The organism is Flavobacterium celericrescens (genome assembly GCF_011392075.1).
GTDB lineage: Bacteria > Bacteroidota > Bacteroidia > Flavobacteriales > Flavobacteriaceae > Flavobacterium > Flavobacterium celericrescens.
The window spans coordinates 1-14,739 of record NZ_JAAJBV010000006.1; the positions used below are offsets into that span (position 1 = coordinate 1).

Annotated in this window: 14 protein-coding genes; 5 read left to right on the forward strand and 9 right to left on the reverse strand. The window is 31.5% G+C overall.

Annotated features, from left to right (window positions below; all coding sequences use genetic code 11):
* On the forward strand, nucleotides 1-479 hold a 479-nt coding region (locus tag G4L40_RS08855), incomplete at its 5' end, for a T9SS sorting signal type C domain-containing protein (RefSeq protein WP_166236850.1).
* Nucleotides 480-619: 140 nt separating this feature from the next.
* On the opposite strand, the gene rpmA is transcribed toward G4L40_RS08855, so the two are convergent.
* On the reverse strand, nucleotides 620-880 hold the full coding sequence (gene rpmA / locus G4L40_RS08860) for a 50S ribosomal protein L27 (RefSeq protein WP_111567425.1): 261 nt from the start codon (nucleotides 878-880) through the stop codon (nucleotides 620-622).
* A gap of 19 nt (nucleotides 881-899) precedes the next feature.
* The gene (rplU, locus tag G4L40_RS08865) at nucleotides 900-1,322 is read right to left on the reverse strand and encodes a 50S ribosomal protein L21 (protein ID WP_166236851.1); all 423 of its coding nucleotides are present in this window, start codon (nucleotides 1,320-1,322) and stop codon (nucleotides 900-902) included.
* Nucleotides 1,323-1,511: 189 nt separating this feature from the next.
* Here rplU and G4L40_RS08870 point away from each other — a divergent pair, with 189 nt between their 5' ends.
* Nucleotides 1,512-2,837, forward strand: coding sequence for a M16 family metallopeptidase (locus G4L40_RS08870; protein ID WP_166236852.1), 1,326 nt, complete (start codon nucleotides 1,512-1,514; stop codon nucleotides 2,835-2,837).
* Nucleotides 2,838-2,849: 12 nt separating this feature from the next.
* Entirely contained in the window at nucleotides 2,850-4,901 is a 2,052-nt protein-coding gene (locus tag G4L40_RS08875; RefSeq protein ID WP_166236853.1) for a M16 family metallopeptidase, read from the forward strand.
* Between the two features lie 49 nt (nucleotides 4,902-4,950).
* Here G4L40_RS08875 and G4L40_RS08880 read toward each other — a convergent pair whose 3' ends face one another.
* Nucleotides 4,951-5,820 (reverse strand): DMT family transporter, encoded by an 870-nt coding sequence (locus G4L40_RS08880; protein WP_166236854.1) that lies wholly within the window; start codon nucleotides 5,818-5,820, stop codon nucleotides 4,951-4,953.
* Nucleotides 5,821-5,929: 109 nt separating this feature from the next.
* Here G4L40_RS08880 and G4L40_RS08885 point away from each other — a divergent pair, with 109 nt between their 5' ends.
* Complete coding sequence (locus tag G4L40_RS08885) at nucleotides 5,930-6,304, forward strand: heavy-metal-associated domain-containing protein (protein ID WP_166236855.1); 375 nt, start codon at nucleotides 5,930-5,932, stop codon at nucleotides 6,302-6,304.
* Nucleotides 6,305-6,338: 34 nt separating this feature from the next.
* Here G4L40_RS08885 and gldD read toward each other — a convergent pair whose 3' ends face one another.
* From gldD to serS, 6 genes are all read right to left on the reverse strand, one after another.
* Entirely contained in the window at nucleotides 6,339-6,887 is a 549-nt protein-coding gene (gene gldD, locus G4L40_RS08890) for a gliding motility lipoprotein GldD (RefSeq protein ID WP_166236856.1), read from the reverse strand.
* 15 nt (nucleotides 6,888-6,902) lie between these two features.
* Nucleotides 6,903-8,255: a magnesium transporter gene (gene mgtE / locus G4L40_RS08895; protein WP_166236857.1), complete on the reverse strand. Its 1,353-nt coding sequence runs from the start codon at nucleotides 8,253-8,255 to the stop codon at nucleotides 6,903-6,905.
* Complete coding sequence (rsmA, locus tag G4L40_RS08900) at nucleotides 8,245-9,024, reverse strand: 16S rRNA (adenine(1518)-N(6)/adenine(1519)-N(6))-dimethyltransferase RsmA (protein ID WP_166236858.1); 780 nt, start codon at nucleotides 9,022-9,024, stop codon at nucleotides 8,245-8,247. Before rsmA ends, mgtE begins: the two co-directional genes overlap by 11 nt.
* Before the next feature lies 1 nt (nucleotide 9,025).
* Nucleotides 9,026-9,352 carry a DUF4286 family protein gene (locus tag G4L40_RS08905; protein ID WP_166236859.1) on the reverse strand — a complete coding sequence of 109 codons (327 nt, stop codon included), beginning with the start codon at nucleotides 9,350-9,352 and terminating at the stop codon, nucleotides 9,026-9,028.
* Nucleotides 9,353-9,427: 75 nt separating this feature from the next.
* Nucleotides 9,428-11,248 carry a tetratricopeptide repeat protein gene (locus tag G4L40_RS08910; protein WP_235922628.1) on the reverse strand — a complete coding sequence of 607 codons (1,821 nt, stop codon included), beginning with the start codon at nucleotides 11,246-11,248 and terminating at the stop codon, nucleotides 9,428-9,430.
* A 30-nt stretch (nucleotides 11,249-11,278) separates the two neighbouring features.
* Nucleotides 11,279-12,550, reverse strand: coding sequence for a serine--tRNA ligase (serS, locus tag G4L40_RS08915; protein WP_166236860.1), 1,272 nt, complete (start codon nucleotides 12,548-12,550; stop codon nucleotides 11,279-11,281).
* Between the two features lie 243 nt (nucleotides 12,551-12,793).
* Here serS and G4L40_RS08920 point away from each other — a divergent pair, with 243 nt between their 5' ends.
* Nucleotides 12,794-14,707: a M1 family aminopeptidase gene (locus tag G4L40_RS08920; protein WP_166236861.1), complete on the forward strand. Its 1,914-nt coding sequence runs from the start codon at nucleotides 12,794-12,796 to the stop codon at nucleotides 14,705-14,707.
* Nucleotides 14,708-14,739: the final 32 nt, after the last annotated feature.

Below are 14,739 nucleotides of genomic sequence, written 5' to 3' on the forward strand. Positions count from 1 at the left end.
GTTTGCCATTTACAGATACTGATGTTGTTGCATTAGGGTTAAAAGTATTAACTCCAGGCACATATTCTATTTCTATTGAAAATGTTGATGGATTATTTACAACTCAAGATGTATTTATTAAAGACAAGTACAACAATAGCATCCATGATGTCAAACAAACACCTTATTCGTTCACAACACAAGACGGAACTTTTACAGACCGTTTTGAAGTGGTGTACAAAAACACATTAGCCAATGAAGATTTTGTGAATGAAAACAATATTACAGTTTACACTACAACAAATGGTATTGCAATTACTGCTACTGAAAACATCAAAGAAATTACAATATTTGATGTATTAGGTAGAAAACTATATCACAACGACAAAATAAACGACAAAGAAATGATTGTTTCTAAATTAACTGCTACAAATCAAGCGTTACTTGTGAAAACTACATTAACTAATGGTCAAACTATCACTAAAAAAGTAGTGTATTAATAACTATATAAACACCTAACAAAGAATCCCAGTTTATCTGGGATTCTTTGTTTTTATGAAAAATAGTCAATTACTTTATCTTTAAAAATAAAAAAGCCTTGCAATATGCAAGGCTTTTTTTATGTTGCTAAATAAATTTATTAAGCTTCGAAAGGAACTACAGATACATAAGATTTGTTTTCCCCTTTTTTCTGGAATTTTACAACTCCATCAACTTTAGCATGTAAAGTATGATCTTTACCCATGTAAACATTTTCACCTGGGTTGTGCTTCGAACCTCTTTGTCTAACAATGATGTTTCCAGCAATAGCAGCTTGACCACCATAAATCTTAACGCCTAAACGTTTCGATTCTGATTCTCTACCATTCTTCGAACTACCGACACCTTTCTTGTGAGCCATGACGTAATATTTTTAAATGTTATTCTTCAGTTTTTGGTTTTTTTGTTGCTTTAGCTTTTGGCTTAACTTCTTCAGCAGTTTCAGTTACTTCAACTTCAACTTCTTTTTTAGCAGCTTTTTTCTTAGCACCAGCAGCAACGATTCCTTCAATTAAAATTTGAGTGAATGATTGTCTGTGACCGTTTTTCTTTTTGTAACCTTTTCTTCTTTTCTTTTTGAAAACAATTACTTTATCACCTTTTAAGTGTTGTAACACTTTGGCTTCTACTGAAGCTCCTTCTACAGCTGGGGCGCCTAAAGTTACGTTTCCGTTGTCATCTAATAAAAGAACTTTATCAAAAGAAACTTTAGTTCCTTCTTCTGAAGCTAAACGGTGAACATAAACCTTTTGGTCTTTGCTTACTTTGAATTGTTGCCCTGCTATCTCTACGATTGCGTACATAACAATGATTTTAGTTAAAAATTTTAAGGTTGCAAATATACAATAATTTCTAAACCAAACAACTATACACTTAAATAAAATACCTCAAAACAGTATTTTAATGTTTTTTTACCTAAAATGTTAATTGAAATTGTAACATTATCACGAAATTGCGTCTTATTACAATTATATCAAACAAATTAATAACGTATGAAAAAATCTTTAATGGCTTTAGGAACTGCACTAATGCTTGGCGGAACTGCTTCAGCTCAAAAAGTAACATTCGAAGAATTTGATTTAGACAACGGATTACACGTCGTACTTCATCAAGATAATTCGGCTCCAGTTGTAATTACTTCGGTTATGTATCATGTAGGAGCAAAAGACGAACAACCTAACCGCACAGGTTTTGCACACTTTTTTGAACACCTTTTATTTGAAGGAACAAAAAATATTGCTCGTGGAGAATGGTTTAAATTAGTTACAGCAAACGGAGGAAACAACAATGCTAATACTACAGACGACAGAACATATTATTATGAAGTTTTCCCGTCAAATAATTTAGAATTAGCTATTTGGATGGAATCTGAACGATTAATGCACCCTGTAATTAATCAAATTGGTGTTGACACACAAAACGAAGTAGTTAAAGAAGAAAAAAGACTTCGTGTTGACAATCAACCTTATGGAAACTTAATCAAAGCGGTTAAACAAAACATGTTCAAAGTGCATCCATATAAATGGACAACTATTGGAGAAATGGAACATTTAGACGCAGCAACTTTAGAAGAGTTTCAAGCATTTAACAAAAAATTCTATGTGCCAAATAACGCTGTTTTAGTTATTGCTGGTCAGTTTGACAAAGCACAAGCTAAAGAATGGGTTAAAAAATATTTCAGCACTATCCCAAAAGGAGCTCCTGTTACACGTCAAAAAGTAGAGGAAGCACCTATTACACAAGAATTTAAAGCGTCTTGGGAAGATCCAAATATTCAAATTCCAATGCTGGTTGCTTCTTACAGAACGCCTTCAATGAAATCTCGCGACGCAAGAGTTTTAGATATGATTTCGACTTATTTATCAGATGGTAAAAGTTCTAAATTATACAAAAAAATTGTAGATGATAAAAAAATGGCATTACAAATTGGAGCATTCAACTACAGCCAAGAAGATTATGGTATGTATTTAATTTATGGCTTACCAATGGGTGAAAATACTACAGAATCTATTTTAAAGGAAATTGATGCAGAAATTGTAAAAATGCAAACAGAATTAATCTCTGAAAATGATTTCCAAAAACTTCAAAACAAGTTTGAAAGTAATTATGTAAGCAACAATGCTTCTGTTGAAGGAATTGCCGACAACTTAGCTACATATTATATGTTATATGGCGATATCAATTTAATCAATACAGAAATTGATATTTATCGTTCAATCACAAGAGAAGAAATTAGAGACATTGCAAAAAAATATCTAAACTCAAACCAAAGAATGATTTTAGACTATGTTCCTGCTAAAGATAAAGCTCAAAACTAAGATTTGAAGAATATGAAAAAATTTATATATATCGCAGCCAGTTTATTTTTAACAATAACTATGCAAGCACAAGACAGACCTCAACCAAAACCAGGACCAGCTCCATCAATAAATATTAACAAACCACAAAGTTTTGTTCTTAAAAATGGTTTAAAAGTTTTAGTTGTAGAAAATCACAAATTACCTCGTGTATCTTTTAATCTTACATTAGACAATCCTCCTTATGCAGAAGGAACTAAAAAAGGTGTTTCAGACATTTTAAGTTCTATGATTGGAAATGGAACGGAAACAATGACTAAAGATGCTTTTAATGAAGAAATCGATTTTTTAGGAGCAAACATTAATTTTTATGCTTCTGGAGCTTCAGCAAATGGATTATCTAGATATTCTAAAAGAATCTTAGAATTAATGGCTGACGGAACTTTAAATCCGTTATTTGTCCAAGAAGAATTTGATAAAGAAAAAGCAAAATTAATCGAAGGACTAAAATCAGACGAAAAAAGTGTTTCTGCAATTGCAAGAAGAGTTGAAAACGTATTAACTTATGGTAAAGAACACTACAAAGGAGAATTTACTAGCGAGGAAACATTAAACAACGTAACTCTTAGCGATGTAGTTTTAAACTACAACACTTATTTTGTTCCAGCAAATGCTTATTTAGTTATCGTTGGAGATGTTAACTTTAAAGAAGTTAAAAAAGAAGTTGAAAAACTTTTTGGAAGCTGGAAAAAAGCTACAGCTCCACAATTAACATATTCTGATCCTAAAGATGTTCAATACAGTCAAATAAACTTTATCGACACTCCAAATGCAGTTCAATCAGAAATTGCATTGGTAAATTTGTCAAACTTAAAAATGACTGATAAAGAATATTTTGCGGTTTTATTAGCAAATCAAGTTTTAGGTGGCGGTGGTGAAGGTCGTTTATTCCTTAACTTACGTGAAAAACATGGTTGGACATACGGAGCATATTCTTCAATTGGTTCAGGAAAATATATCAATAAATTTCGCTCAAGTTCTTCGGTAAGAAATGCAGTTACCGATAGTGCAGTTGTAGAGGTATTTAATGAGTTAAAAAGAATTAGAACCGAGCTAGTTTCTGAAGAAGATTTAAAAAATGCAAAAGCAAAATACATTGGAAATTTTGTAATGCAAATTGAAAAACCTTCAACAATTGCAGGCTATGCATTAAATAAAGAAACACAAGGTTTACCAGAAGATTTTTATGAAAACTACATTAAAAACATCAACGCTGTAACAGCTGAAGATATTAGAAATGCAGCCAATAAATATTTCTTAGCAGACAAAACAAGAGTTGTAATTGTAGGGAAAGCAGCTGATGTTTTACCTGGATTAGAAGCAATGAGTAAACGAGAAAAATTACCAATTTTCTACTTTGATAAATATGGTAATCCAACAGAAAAACCTGAAGTTAAAAAACCTATTCCTGCTGGTGTAACTGCACAATCAGTTTTAAACAACTACATCAATGCCATTGGTGGAGAAAAAGCGGTTAAAAATGTAAAAACATTAGCCATATTATCATCTGGAACAGTTCAAGGAACACCATTAGAATTAGTTGTAAAAACAGCTCCTAAAAAATTAGGCGTTGAAATGAAAGCTATGGGAATGGTAATGATGAAACAAGTTGTGAACGAAAAAGAAGCTTACATGGTACAACAAGGTCAAAGAAAAGACTTTACTGGAGATGATTTAAAAGACATGCAAGCTGATGCTACAACTTTCAAAGAATTAGCATTATTAACTGACAAAGATGTAACTTTAACAGGAATTGAAAACATAAATGGAGCTGATGCTTATGCAATCAAAAACGGTAAATCAACATTATATTATGATGTAAAAACAGGATTTAAAGTTGCTGAAGCTAAAGAATTAGAGCAAGGTGGTCAAAAAATGACACAAACAACTTATTACCAAGATTATAAAGATGTAAAAGGATTAAAATTCCCATACAAAACTATTATGAATGTTGGTATAGAAATCGAATTAACAACATCTGAAGTTAAAATTAACGAAGGTGTAACTGATGCTGATTTTAAATAATATCAGATTGTAAATTTTCTAAAAAGCACTCAAGAAATTGAGTGCTTTTTTATTTCTTGCTAGAAAAATAAACCCCAACTAAAACCACCAAAGCTCCAATTACCTGAACAATTGATAAGGTTTCATTCATAAATAAATAACCTAACATTATAGCAACCACAGGAATTATATAAGTAACAGAGGAAGCAAAAACCGGAGAAGAAAGCTGGATTAATTTAAAGAATAATATATTTGACAATCCTGTACCAACAATTCCTAAAATCACAATAAAACCTAGTGAATTCTGTACTTTTTCTTGATGTACAATATCAAAAAAACCTGTAAAATAAAGTACAACTAACGCTGGAATAAACATTACAATAAAATTTCCCGTACTTATGGTCAAAGGTTTTAAATCAGATAAATATTTTTTAATCAAATTCACATTAATCCCATAAAAAACAGAAGCAATAATTATCAAAATTGCATAATAATAATTCTCTGTTGTGTTTTCTCCATCTCCAAATAGAACCAATAAAACGCAGCCTACAAAACCAATAATTACTCCAAAAATCTGCCTTCTTTGAACATCTAATCCAAAAAAGAACAAACCAACTAGTAGCGTATTCAAAGGAGTTAATGAATTTAATATCGAACTTACTGAACCGTCAATTTTTGACAAGGCTATGGCAAACAAAAATGCAGGTACAAATGTTCCAAAAAATGAAGTCAAGGCAATATACTTCCATTTATACAAAGGAATTTGAGTAATATGCTTAAATCCCACAACAATTAAAAACATAGCTGCAAACAATATACGCAAACTCCCCAACTGAATTGAATTCACGCCTTGCAAACCTAATTGCATTAATATAAAAGAACTTCCCCAAACACAGCCTAAAAAGGCTAACAAATACCATTTCGTAGTGTTATTTTCCATAGCATCATTTTATCTGTCAAAATTCAGGCTTTATTTTGAGAATCACACTATGAATTTTTGTAAATTTGTAAAGACTTAAAAAAGAGTCGATTTTTTAAATATTTATTTTATGAAAAATATAAAAAACATAGTTTTTGCAACACTAATTACGTTTTTTGCAGTAAGTTGTAAAAAACAAGCAACAACAGAAGTTAAAGAAGTTGCAACAACAAAAACAGAAATAGCTGCTGAGAATGTAGAAACAGCAAGTTTTACAATTGAAGGAATGACATGCGAAATTGGTTGCGCAAAAACCATAGAAGGAAAATTATCTGAAACCGAAGGTGTTGGAGAAGCAAAAGTTGATTTTGAAAGCAAAATTGCAACAGTAAAGTTTGACAAAACAAAACAAACGATAGAGTCTTTAACAAAAACAATAGAAAAAGTTGGCGGAGGAGATTTGTATAAGGTTACAAAATCAGAAAAAAGCACAAATAAAGCTTAATATAAAAAAAGCGCTGAAAATATCAGCGCTTTTTTTATTTCCATTTAATAGTCTCCATTATTCTTCGCATATCATCTTTCAAATAATCTGCGGCAGGCAAAATAGAATCAAAATTTGGTTTTGCATAAAAATAAACACTTCCAGTCATAAAATGTTTAGTACTGTCCGTTACATAAAATTGTGCGTTAGTAGCAGCGTTACCTCCTACCTGATAAAACATTCCGTAAACTTTTTTGTCATTATTTATATAAGGTTGTTCAACAATATCATCGGCTTTAATCACATGCTCATATGTTAGCTTTTGTGCATCTCTCAATAAATCATTGATATTATTTGAAACCGCTTTGTGAGTCAAGTAAATAGTTGCTTTCATTTTTGGATAATGAATTTCATACGAGCAATTTTTCTCTTTAACAGCCGCAAATTCATTTACTTCAAACGTGAAAGGACAATTTGTTTTTAATGTACTGTATGTAGCATTTGGATATTCCAAACTAAGTTGCCCTTTTGGCTTTGGCACTGATTCATCTCCACACGAGATTAATCCGATTGTCAATATAAGCAATATGATTTTTTTATACATAAACCAATTTTGTTTTTAAATCCCTAAAATAATTTTAGCAATTGTAAAGTAGGTTAAAATACCTAAAATATCATTACTTGTTGTAATAAATGGACCTGTTGCTAATGCAGGGTCAACTCCATATTTATTCAGAATAATAGGGATAAAAGTTCCTATTAATGATGCCATAATAATAACTGAAAGTAAAGCTATAGCAACCGTATAACCTACATGTATTTCATATCCTAATAAAAAGTAACTTCCTAGAAGAAGTATTGCTGAAAGAATAACACCATTTAATAAACTTAAGGAAAGCTCTTTAAGTAATCGCTCTACAATAGGACCAATAATAGTATTATTTGCTAAACCTTGAACTATGATGGCAGAAGATTGTACACCAACATTACCTGCCATTGCTGCAATAAGCGGGGTAAAGAAAAACAATTCGGGATGCAATTTCATGATAGGTTCAAATATTCCCAAAACATGAACAGATATGAATCCTCCAAATAAAGCTAAAACCAACCACGGTAAACGTGCTTTTGTCAATTCTAAAACGCTATCATCTGCTTCAACGTCTTGTGAAATACCTGCTGCTAACTGATAATCTTTATCTGCTTCTTCTTTGATGACATCAATAATATCATCAATAGTAATTCGACCAACCAAACGCCCTAATTCATCAATAACTGGAATGGCTTCCAAGTCATACTTTTGCATAATTCTTGCAACTTCAACATCTTTAGTGTCTACCTTTACATAATCTACTTTTTTAATATAAACTTCGCTAATGGGTGTTTTTGTAGAGGTTGTTAATAAATCTTTTAATGACAATCTTCCTTTCAAACGTTCTTCATCATCAACTACATATATTGAATGAACTCTCGAAACATTTTCTGCTTGTAAACGCATTTCTTTGACACAAGTTAAAACGTTCCAATTTTCGTTTACTTTAACCAACTCTTTACCCATTAATCCACCAGCAGTATCTTCGTCATAACGCAATAAATCAACAATGTCTTTTGCGTGCTCAACATCCTCTAATTCTGAAATTACTTGCTCTTTTTTGTGTTGTGGTAATTCAGCAATAATATCAGCTGCATCATCAGTGCTTAATTCATCAAGCTCTTCTGCAATTTCTTTTGGAGATAAATTATGTAAGATTTTTTCACGAACCTCATCATCCAATTCCAACAGTATTTCTGCGGTTTTCTCAGAATCTAAGGTGTTAAAAATATAAGCCGCACCATAATCATCGAGTTCCTCCATGATTTCGGCAATATCAGCAAAGTGAATATCGTCAAGAAGCAATAGTAATTCTTGCGACTTGTTTTCACTTATAAGTTGTTCTATTTCAGATAGAAACTCTCTGCTGATTTTAAACTCCATCGGCTGTTATTTTTTGGGTAATATCTATAAATTGTTCCACCGTAAGCTGTTCTGGACGGAGGTCAAAGATACTATCTTCTTTTAAATTATCAGAAAAATTGAACGATTTTAAACTATTTCGCAATGTTTTTCTTCTTTGTTGAAATGCAGTTTTTACAACTCTAAAAAATAGCTTTTCATCACAAGGCAATGAATAATCTTCTTTTCTTCTTAATCGAAGTACGCCCGAATCTACTTTTGGAGGTGGATTAAAAACATCTGGTGGAACAGTAAATAAGTATTCAGCATCATAAAATGCTTGGGTTAATACTGATAATATGCCATAGACTTTACTTCCTTTTTTCTCACAAATTCGTTGAGCTACTTCTTTTTGAAACATTCCTGCAAATTCAGGAATTTGATCGCGCATTTCTAATGTTTTAAACACAATTTGTGTAGAAATATTGTATGGAAAATTTCCAATAATTGCAAAAGGCTCATTATCCAACACTTCGTTCAAATCATATTTTAAAAAATCTTTAGAAATAATATGGTTTTCTAACTTTGGATAATGCACGCCCAAATATTCAACCGATTCTTTGTCAATTTCAATCACAAAGGTTTCGGTTGGTTTGTCTAACAAATATTTGGTTAAAACACCCATTCCTGGACCAATTTCTAAAATTTTAGAATAACCTTCTAAAGAAAGTGTATCTGCAATATCTTTAGCAATGCTTTCATCTTTTAAGAAATGCTGTCCTAAGTGTTTTTTTGCGGTTACTTTTTCCATTTTAATTACTTTCGTGATAATGCTCACTCATTACTTCTAATTCGGTTCTAAAAGCTAACATTTTATCAGCAAAAAGTTGCAATCCTTCTTGACGTAGTCTTGGTGCATGATTTTTATAATAATCTTCAAGTTTAGTTCTAGAATCTGTAGCATACTGAATTGCGTATGTGGTTCCACCCATTTCTTCTTCCACTAATACTTTAACCATTTTCGCACTAGTAAATAAACCAGTTGCCAAAACATCATTAATATGTTTGTTTTGCATCCATTTTAACCAATCTTGGTGTATGCTTTCGTCTACGTTTATTGTTACGTTATATATAATCATTGTTCTTGTTTAATCGTTTAACTGTTTAGTTGTTTAACTTAAAACATCTTTTCTCTTTCTTCTTTCTTCTTTCTTCTAAATAGAGGTATCACCTCTCAATGTTCTATATTGTTTTCTACTTTCGGTATAATATAAACTATCAGCATGTTCTAAAACCATTTTTTCGTATAAAGGTTTTGCTTTTTCGTTGTCCATGAGATGTTTTTTATAAATTTCAGCAGAAAAAAACAAGGCTTCATCGATGTAAATTCCTTCTTTATGATTCTCTAAGATATTTTGATAATAGTTTAAAGCGGTAGTATATTCTTTTTTTTGCTCATAGATTTTAGCAACTTTCAGCAACGTTTCATCTTCTATACTTTCTCCTTTGTGCTTCTGCAAAATACTCAAAAAAGATTGAAGTGCTTCTTCATTTTTCTTTTGATAAAGTTGTAAATCTGCCTTAGCATAAGCTTGTAATGCCACTCGCAAACTGTCTTCAACCGAGTTGTCTTGGATTAGTAAAAACAATTCTACAGCATCATTTGCAATTAACAAACTCGACGATTGCTTTAAATTTTTTACTTGTTGTAACGTCCAATCAAAATCTTTTTTATAAAAATTAGCTTTTGCTAATTTCATACTTGCTTCATGAGCTAAAACATCATTCTTTAAATTCTCTTCAACTTGAGCATAAAATAAAATAGCTTGATTGAATTTTTCATCAAATACCATAATATCAGCTAATTCCATTTTTATTTTAGATTGTTGTCTAATATTGAGTGGAAGATTTAAAGTGTTTTGCAAGAGTTGTTTTCCAAGTTCAGGTTGTTTCAAATAAAATGCTTCAAAATGTGCTGTGAGAATTTGTAAATCTAACGAGAATGGAGTAACACCATACTTTTTAAGTAATTCCTGTAGCTTTTGATGAATTATTATGTAATCGGTTTGTGGTGCATTTTCAATTTCCATAGAAATCAAAAAGTGATGCGCTTGCATTTGTAAATCTAAATCTTGAGTATTTTCTAAAACAAAAGCCAAAATAGTTTTTGCATCTTCACTTTGCTTTTCTTCAATAGCCATTTTGGCCAAAGTAACAATATTTATAAATGATTCGGGATTTCTTTTATAAACCGATTTTTCTTGAACGAATGCTTTTCCATATTCTTTTTGCTGTACAAAAAACCAACTTAAAAACTGGTTCCAATACACGTCTTGTGATTTTTGTGTTTTTAACAACAATGCTTTTCTGATATCAGCAGCAAACGTTCCTTCGGTATCATCCATCAAAAAACGACTCAACTGATTTTGAACTAAGGCTGTATTTTCTTGATTTTTATAGCCATAATCAAGTAATTTTTCTAGCATTAAATCTAAGTTTCCTAATTGCCCTTGAAGCAAAGCTATTTGGTAATCAAAATTTATATTTGGATTTACTTTTTGTCCATTTTCATATGCTTTTAAAGCCCATTCAAGCAATACTTTTCGTTCAAAAATACTACCTAAATTGTAAGCATAATTAGGATTTTTATTTATTTCGTTAAGCGCTTCTTCATATTTTTTATCAGCTTCCGATTGTTTTTTTTGTAACTGATAAACATAACCTTCTTCTACTAAAAACGTGGGATTATTATATTTGACTTTTAATTCACCAATAAGCTTTAATGCTTTGTCATATTGTTTCAATTGCTGATAGCAATACAATAGCTTGTCAGAATAGATTTGTTTATTTTTTATATAAAGTTCTTCTAAAATTGTGACTGCTTTTTCATATTCACCAGCATCAATATAGTTAAATGCCAATTGTTCGTTCTGTGCCGAAACCCAAAACGAAGCTAAAAACAGAACGAAAAAACCTATTTTTTTTAGCATAAATAAAAACAAATAATGTACTAAAGTAACACTTTTTAGCGTCATTTTAGTACATTATTTTATAAAGATTAACGTTTAGTTGATAATATCAAACCCTGTGTATTTTCTTAAAACTTCAGGAACTACTATTCCTTCTGGAGTTTGGTAGTTTTCTAAAATTCCTGCTAATACTCGTGGTAAAGCCAATGAGCTTCCATTTAATGTGTGAGCAAGTTGGTTTTTACCATCTTTATCTTTGAAACGTAATTTTAAACGATTTGCTTGGAAAGTTTCAAAATTAGAAACCGAACTAATTTCTAACCAACGTTCTTGAGCCGTTGAAAAAACTTCAAAATCATAGGTTAAAGCAGACGCAAAACTCATGTCGCCACCACATAATCTTAAAATACGGTAAGGCAATTTCAATTCTTGTAAAATTCCTTTAACATGTTCTACCATTCCGTCTAAAGCTTTATATGAATTATCTGGATGTTCAATACGAACGATTTCTACTTTGTCAAATTGGTGTAAACGATTTAAACCACGAACATGTGCGCCATATGAACCTGCTTCACGACGGAAACAAGGCGTATATCCTGTACAAAGCACTGGTAAATCATTTTCGTTTAATAAAACATCTCTAAAAATATTTGTTACCGGAACTTCCGCAGTTGGAATTAAATACAAATCATCAACACCAACATGATACATTTGTCCTTCTTTATCAGGCAATTGACCAGTTCCAAATCCAGATGCTTCGTTTACTATGTGTGGAACTTGATATTCTAAGTAACCTGCATCTGTATTTTTATCTAAGAAATAAGTGATTAATGCACGCTGTAATTTAGCGCATTTTCCTTTGTAAACTGGAAAACCTGCTCCCGTAATTTTAACGCCTAATTCAAAATCGATTAAATCATATTTTTTTGCTAATTCCCAGTGAGGCAAAGCGCCTTCGTGTAATTTTGGAATTTCACCTTCTTGAAAAACATTTAAATTTTCTTCAGGTGTTTTCCCTACCGGAACAATGTCTGCTGGTAAATTTGGTAATTTGTATAATTCTTCTTGTAATTGAGCAGCATAAGCATTTAATACTTCCGTCAATTCTTTATCTCTTTCACGAAGTTGAACCGATTTTTCTTTTAAGATTTCAGCTTTTGCTTTTTCGCCACCTTTCATTAAATCACCAATATCTTTGGATAGCTTGTTTGACTCAGATTTAATAGTGTCTAATTCTGCTTGTGTTGCTCTTCTTTTTTCATCAAGAGCTATTACTTCATCAATTGCAGTTTTGGCATCTAAGTTTTTCTTAGCCAATTTTTTTACTACTTCTTCTTTGTTTTCTCTAATGTACGCTATCTGTAACATAATATATTGGTTTTAAAGCCACAAATTTAAGAAATTGGTTTTAGATAAACGACAAAAAAAAGAAATGCTATAAGGTTTGTGTATATGTGTGAATTTCAGCAATAAATCATATAAAAATTAAACATTTTATAGTATATTCGCTAAATTTTTATTTTAAAATAAATTTACGTCACAAATAATAATATAATTAATATCATATTTGTTTATCAAATTAATGCCCATACTATTAAACCTACATAAAAAATGAAAAAAATTACTTTTTGCTTATTCTATCTCTTATCTGTTTTTAGTTTTGCCCAAACCGAAAACACTGAATTTGAACGAATGGTTGAGTCGGAAATGAAATCTGCTTCTAATTTACAAACAATGGCAGTAAATCCAAATACTCAAAACTACAATGTAACTTATCATGAGTTGCGCTTTACTGTTGATCCGGCAAATTATTTTATTAGCGGGGTAGTAACAACAACTTTTACCGCATTGTCAAATATGACAACCGTGACATTTGATTTAACAAACGAGCTAACAGTAAGCGCAGTAACTTTAGCAGGAAGTCCTCTCGGATTTACGCAAAATGCAAATGAAGAATTAGTAATTACTCTTCCAAGCGTTTTAAACACAGGAAGCAACGCAACAGTTGTTATCTCATATTCAGGAGCACCTGCATCAGGTGAAGCAGCTTTTACAGCATCAACCCATTCTGGAACACCAGTAATATTTACTCTATCAGAACCTTTTGGAGCAAGAGATTGGTGGCCTTGCAAACAAGATTTAAACGACAAAGTTGAAAGTATAGATGTTTATATAACTGCACCTTCTACCTATACTAGTGTAGCTAATGGTCTTGAAGTTTCTCAGGTTGTTAACGGAGGAAACAAAACAACTCATTTCCATCATAATTATCCAATTCCCGCTTATTTGATTGCTATAGCGGTAACAAATTATCAAGTTTTTACGCAAACTGCCGGCACTATACCAAATGATTTTCCTATCGTGAATTATATTTATCCAGAAAATTATACTAGTGCAGTAACTAGTTTAGCACAAACTCTACCGATAATGAATTTATATGAAAATTTATTTGAGGCTTATCCTTTTCACCAAGAAAAATATGGTCACGCACAATTTGGTTGGGGTGGCGGAATGGAACACACAACCGTTTCATTCATGGGAAGTTGGGGCAGAAATTTAATTGCTCACGAATTAGCCCATCAATGGTTTGGAGACAAAATTACTTGTGGCTCTTGGAAAGACATTTGGTTAAATGAAGGGTTTGCAGAGTATTTATCAGGATTAGTCGTTGAAAATTTAGATGGAGCTGCCAGTTTTGTTTCGTGGAAAAACAGCAAAATATCAAATATTACTTCTGTTTCCAATGGTGCCGTTTTTTTAACAGATACAGAAGCAGAAAATGTAAATCGTATTTTTAGCTCAAGGCTTACATACAATAAGGGATCTATGGTAGTTCATATGTTACGATGGAAAATGGGAGACGCCGCTTTTTTTCAAGCTGTTAAAAATTATCTTGCAGATACTAATTTGGCATATGGTTATGCGTTAACAAACAATTTAAAATCGCATTTGGAAGCAGTCTACGGAAGCAGTTTAACAGAGTTTTTTAATGATTGGTTATATATGCAAGGATATCCAACATATACTGTAACCGCTCAAAATTGGGGGCCAGGGCAAGCAAAAATAACCGTTAGTCAAACACAATCAGACCCAAGTGTTTCTTATTTTGAAATGCCTTTAGAAATAAGATTAACAAGTGCTGGCGGTGCGAATCATGATGTTGTTGTTAATCACACTACTAATGGACAAGAGTTTGTGGTTGCCGTACCTTTTGTGGTTGCTGGAGTTACTTTTGACCCTAATAAGCATATTATTTCAAAAAATAATGTAGTTACTTTAGGTCATGAAACCTTTCAATTAGACGAAACCGTTTCAATTTACCCAAATCCTACGAATGATGAATTACATATTATGATGCCAACAAATGTTCAGTTAGAAAAAGTAGAAATTTACAATACATTAGGCCAATTAGTTGCTTTACAAAGCACAGTTGATTTTAGTGTAAATAATTTATCCTCGGGACTACATGTGATTAAAATCACTACTTCGGAAGGAATAATTCATAAAAATTTTATAAAAAAATAGCCCAACAATAAAAATATGATAAAAAGTAAGGT

What these genes read in the sequence shown, in the direction of transcription:
- gldD (WP_166236856.1), bottom strand. Translation starts at nt 6,887, where the DNA reads ATGTATAAAAAAATCATATTGCTTATATTGACAATCGGATTAATCTCG.
- G4L40_RS08870 (WP_166236852.1), top strand. Translation starts at nt 1,512, where the DNA reads ATGAAAAAATCTTTAATGGCTTTAGGAACTGCACTAATGCTTGGCGGA.
- rplU (WP_166236851.1), bottom strand. Translation starts at nt 1,322, where the DNA reads ATGTACGCAATCGTAGAGATAGCAGGGCAACAATTCAAAGTAAGCAAA.
- G4L40_RS08905 (WP_166236859.1), bottom strand. Translation starts at nt 9,352, where the DNA reads ATGATTATATATAACGTAACAATAAACGTAGACGAAAGCATACACCAA.
- serS (WP_166236860.1), bottom strand. Translation starts at nt 12,550, where the DNA reads ATGTTACAGATAGCGTACATTAGAGAAAACAAAGAAGAAGTAGTAAAA.
- G4L40_RS08880 (WP_166236854.1), bottom strand. Translation starts at nt 5,820, where the DNA reads ATGGAAAATAACACTACGAAATGGTATTTGTTAGCCTTTTTAGGCTGT.
- G4L40_RS08885 (WP_166236855.1), top strand. Translation starts at nt 5,930, where the DNA reads ATGAAAAATATAAAAAACATAGTTTTTGCAACACTAATTACGTTTTTT.
- G4L40_RS08910 (WP_235922628.1), bottom strand. Translation starts at nt 11,248, where the DNA reads ATGACGCTAAAAAGTGTTACTTTAGTACATTATTTGTTTTTATTTATG.
- rsmA (WP_166236858.1), bottom strand. Translation starts at nt 9,024, where the DNA reads ATGGAAAAAGTAACCGCAAAAAAACACTTAGGACAGCATTTCTTAAAA.
- G4L40_RS08875 (WP_166236853.1), top strand. Translation starts at nt 2,850, where the DNA reads ATGAAAAAATTTATATATATCGCAGCCAGTTTATTTTTAACAATAACT.
- rpmA (WP_111567425.1), bottom strand. Translation starts at nt 880, where the DNA reads ATGGCTCACAAGAAAGGTGTCGGTAGTTCGAAGAATGGTAGAGAATCA.
- G4L40_RS08920 (WP_166236861.1), top strand. Translation starts at nt 12,794, where the DNA reads ATGAAAAAAATTACTTTTTGCTTATTCTATCTCTTATCTGTTTTTAGT.
- mgtE (WP_166236857.1), bottom strand. Translation starts at nt 8,255, where the DNA reads ATGGAGTTTAAAATCAGCAGAGAGTTTCTATCTGAAATAGAACAACTT.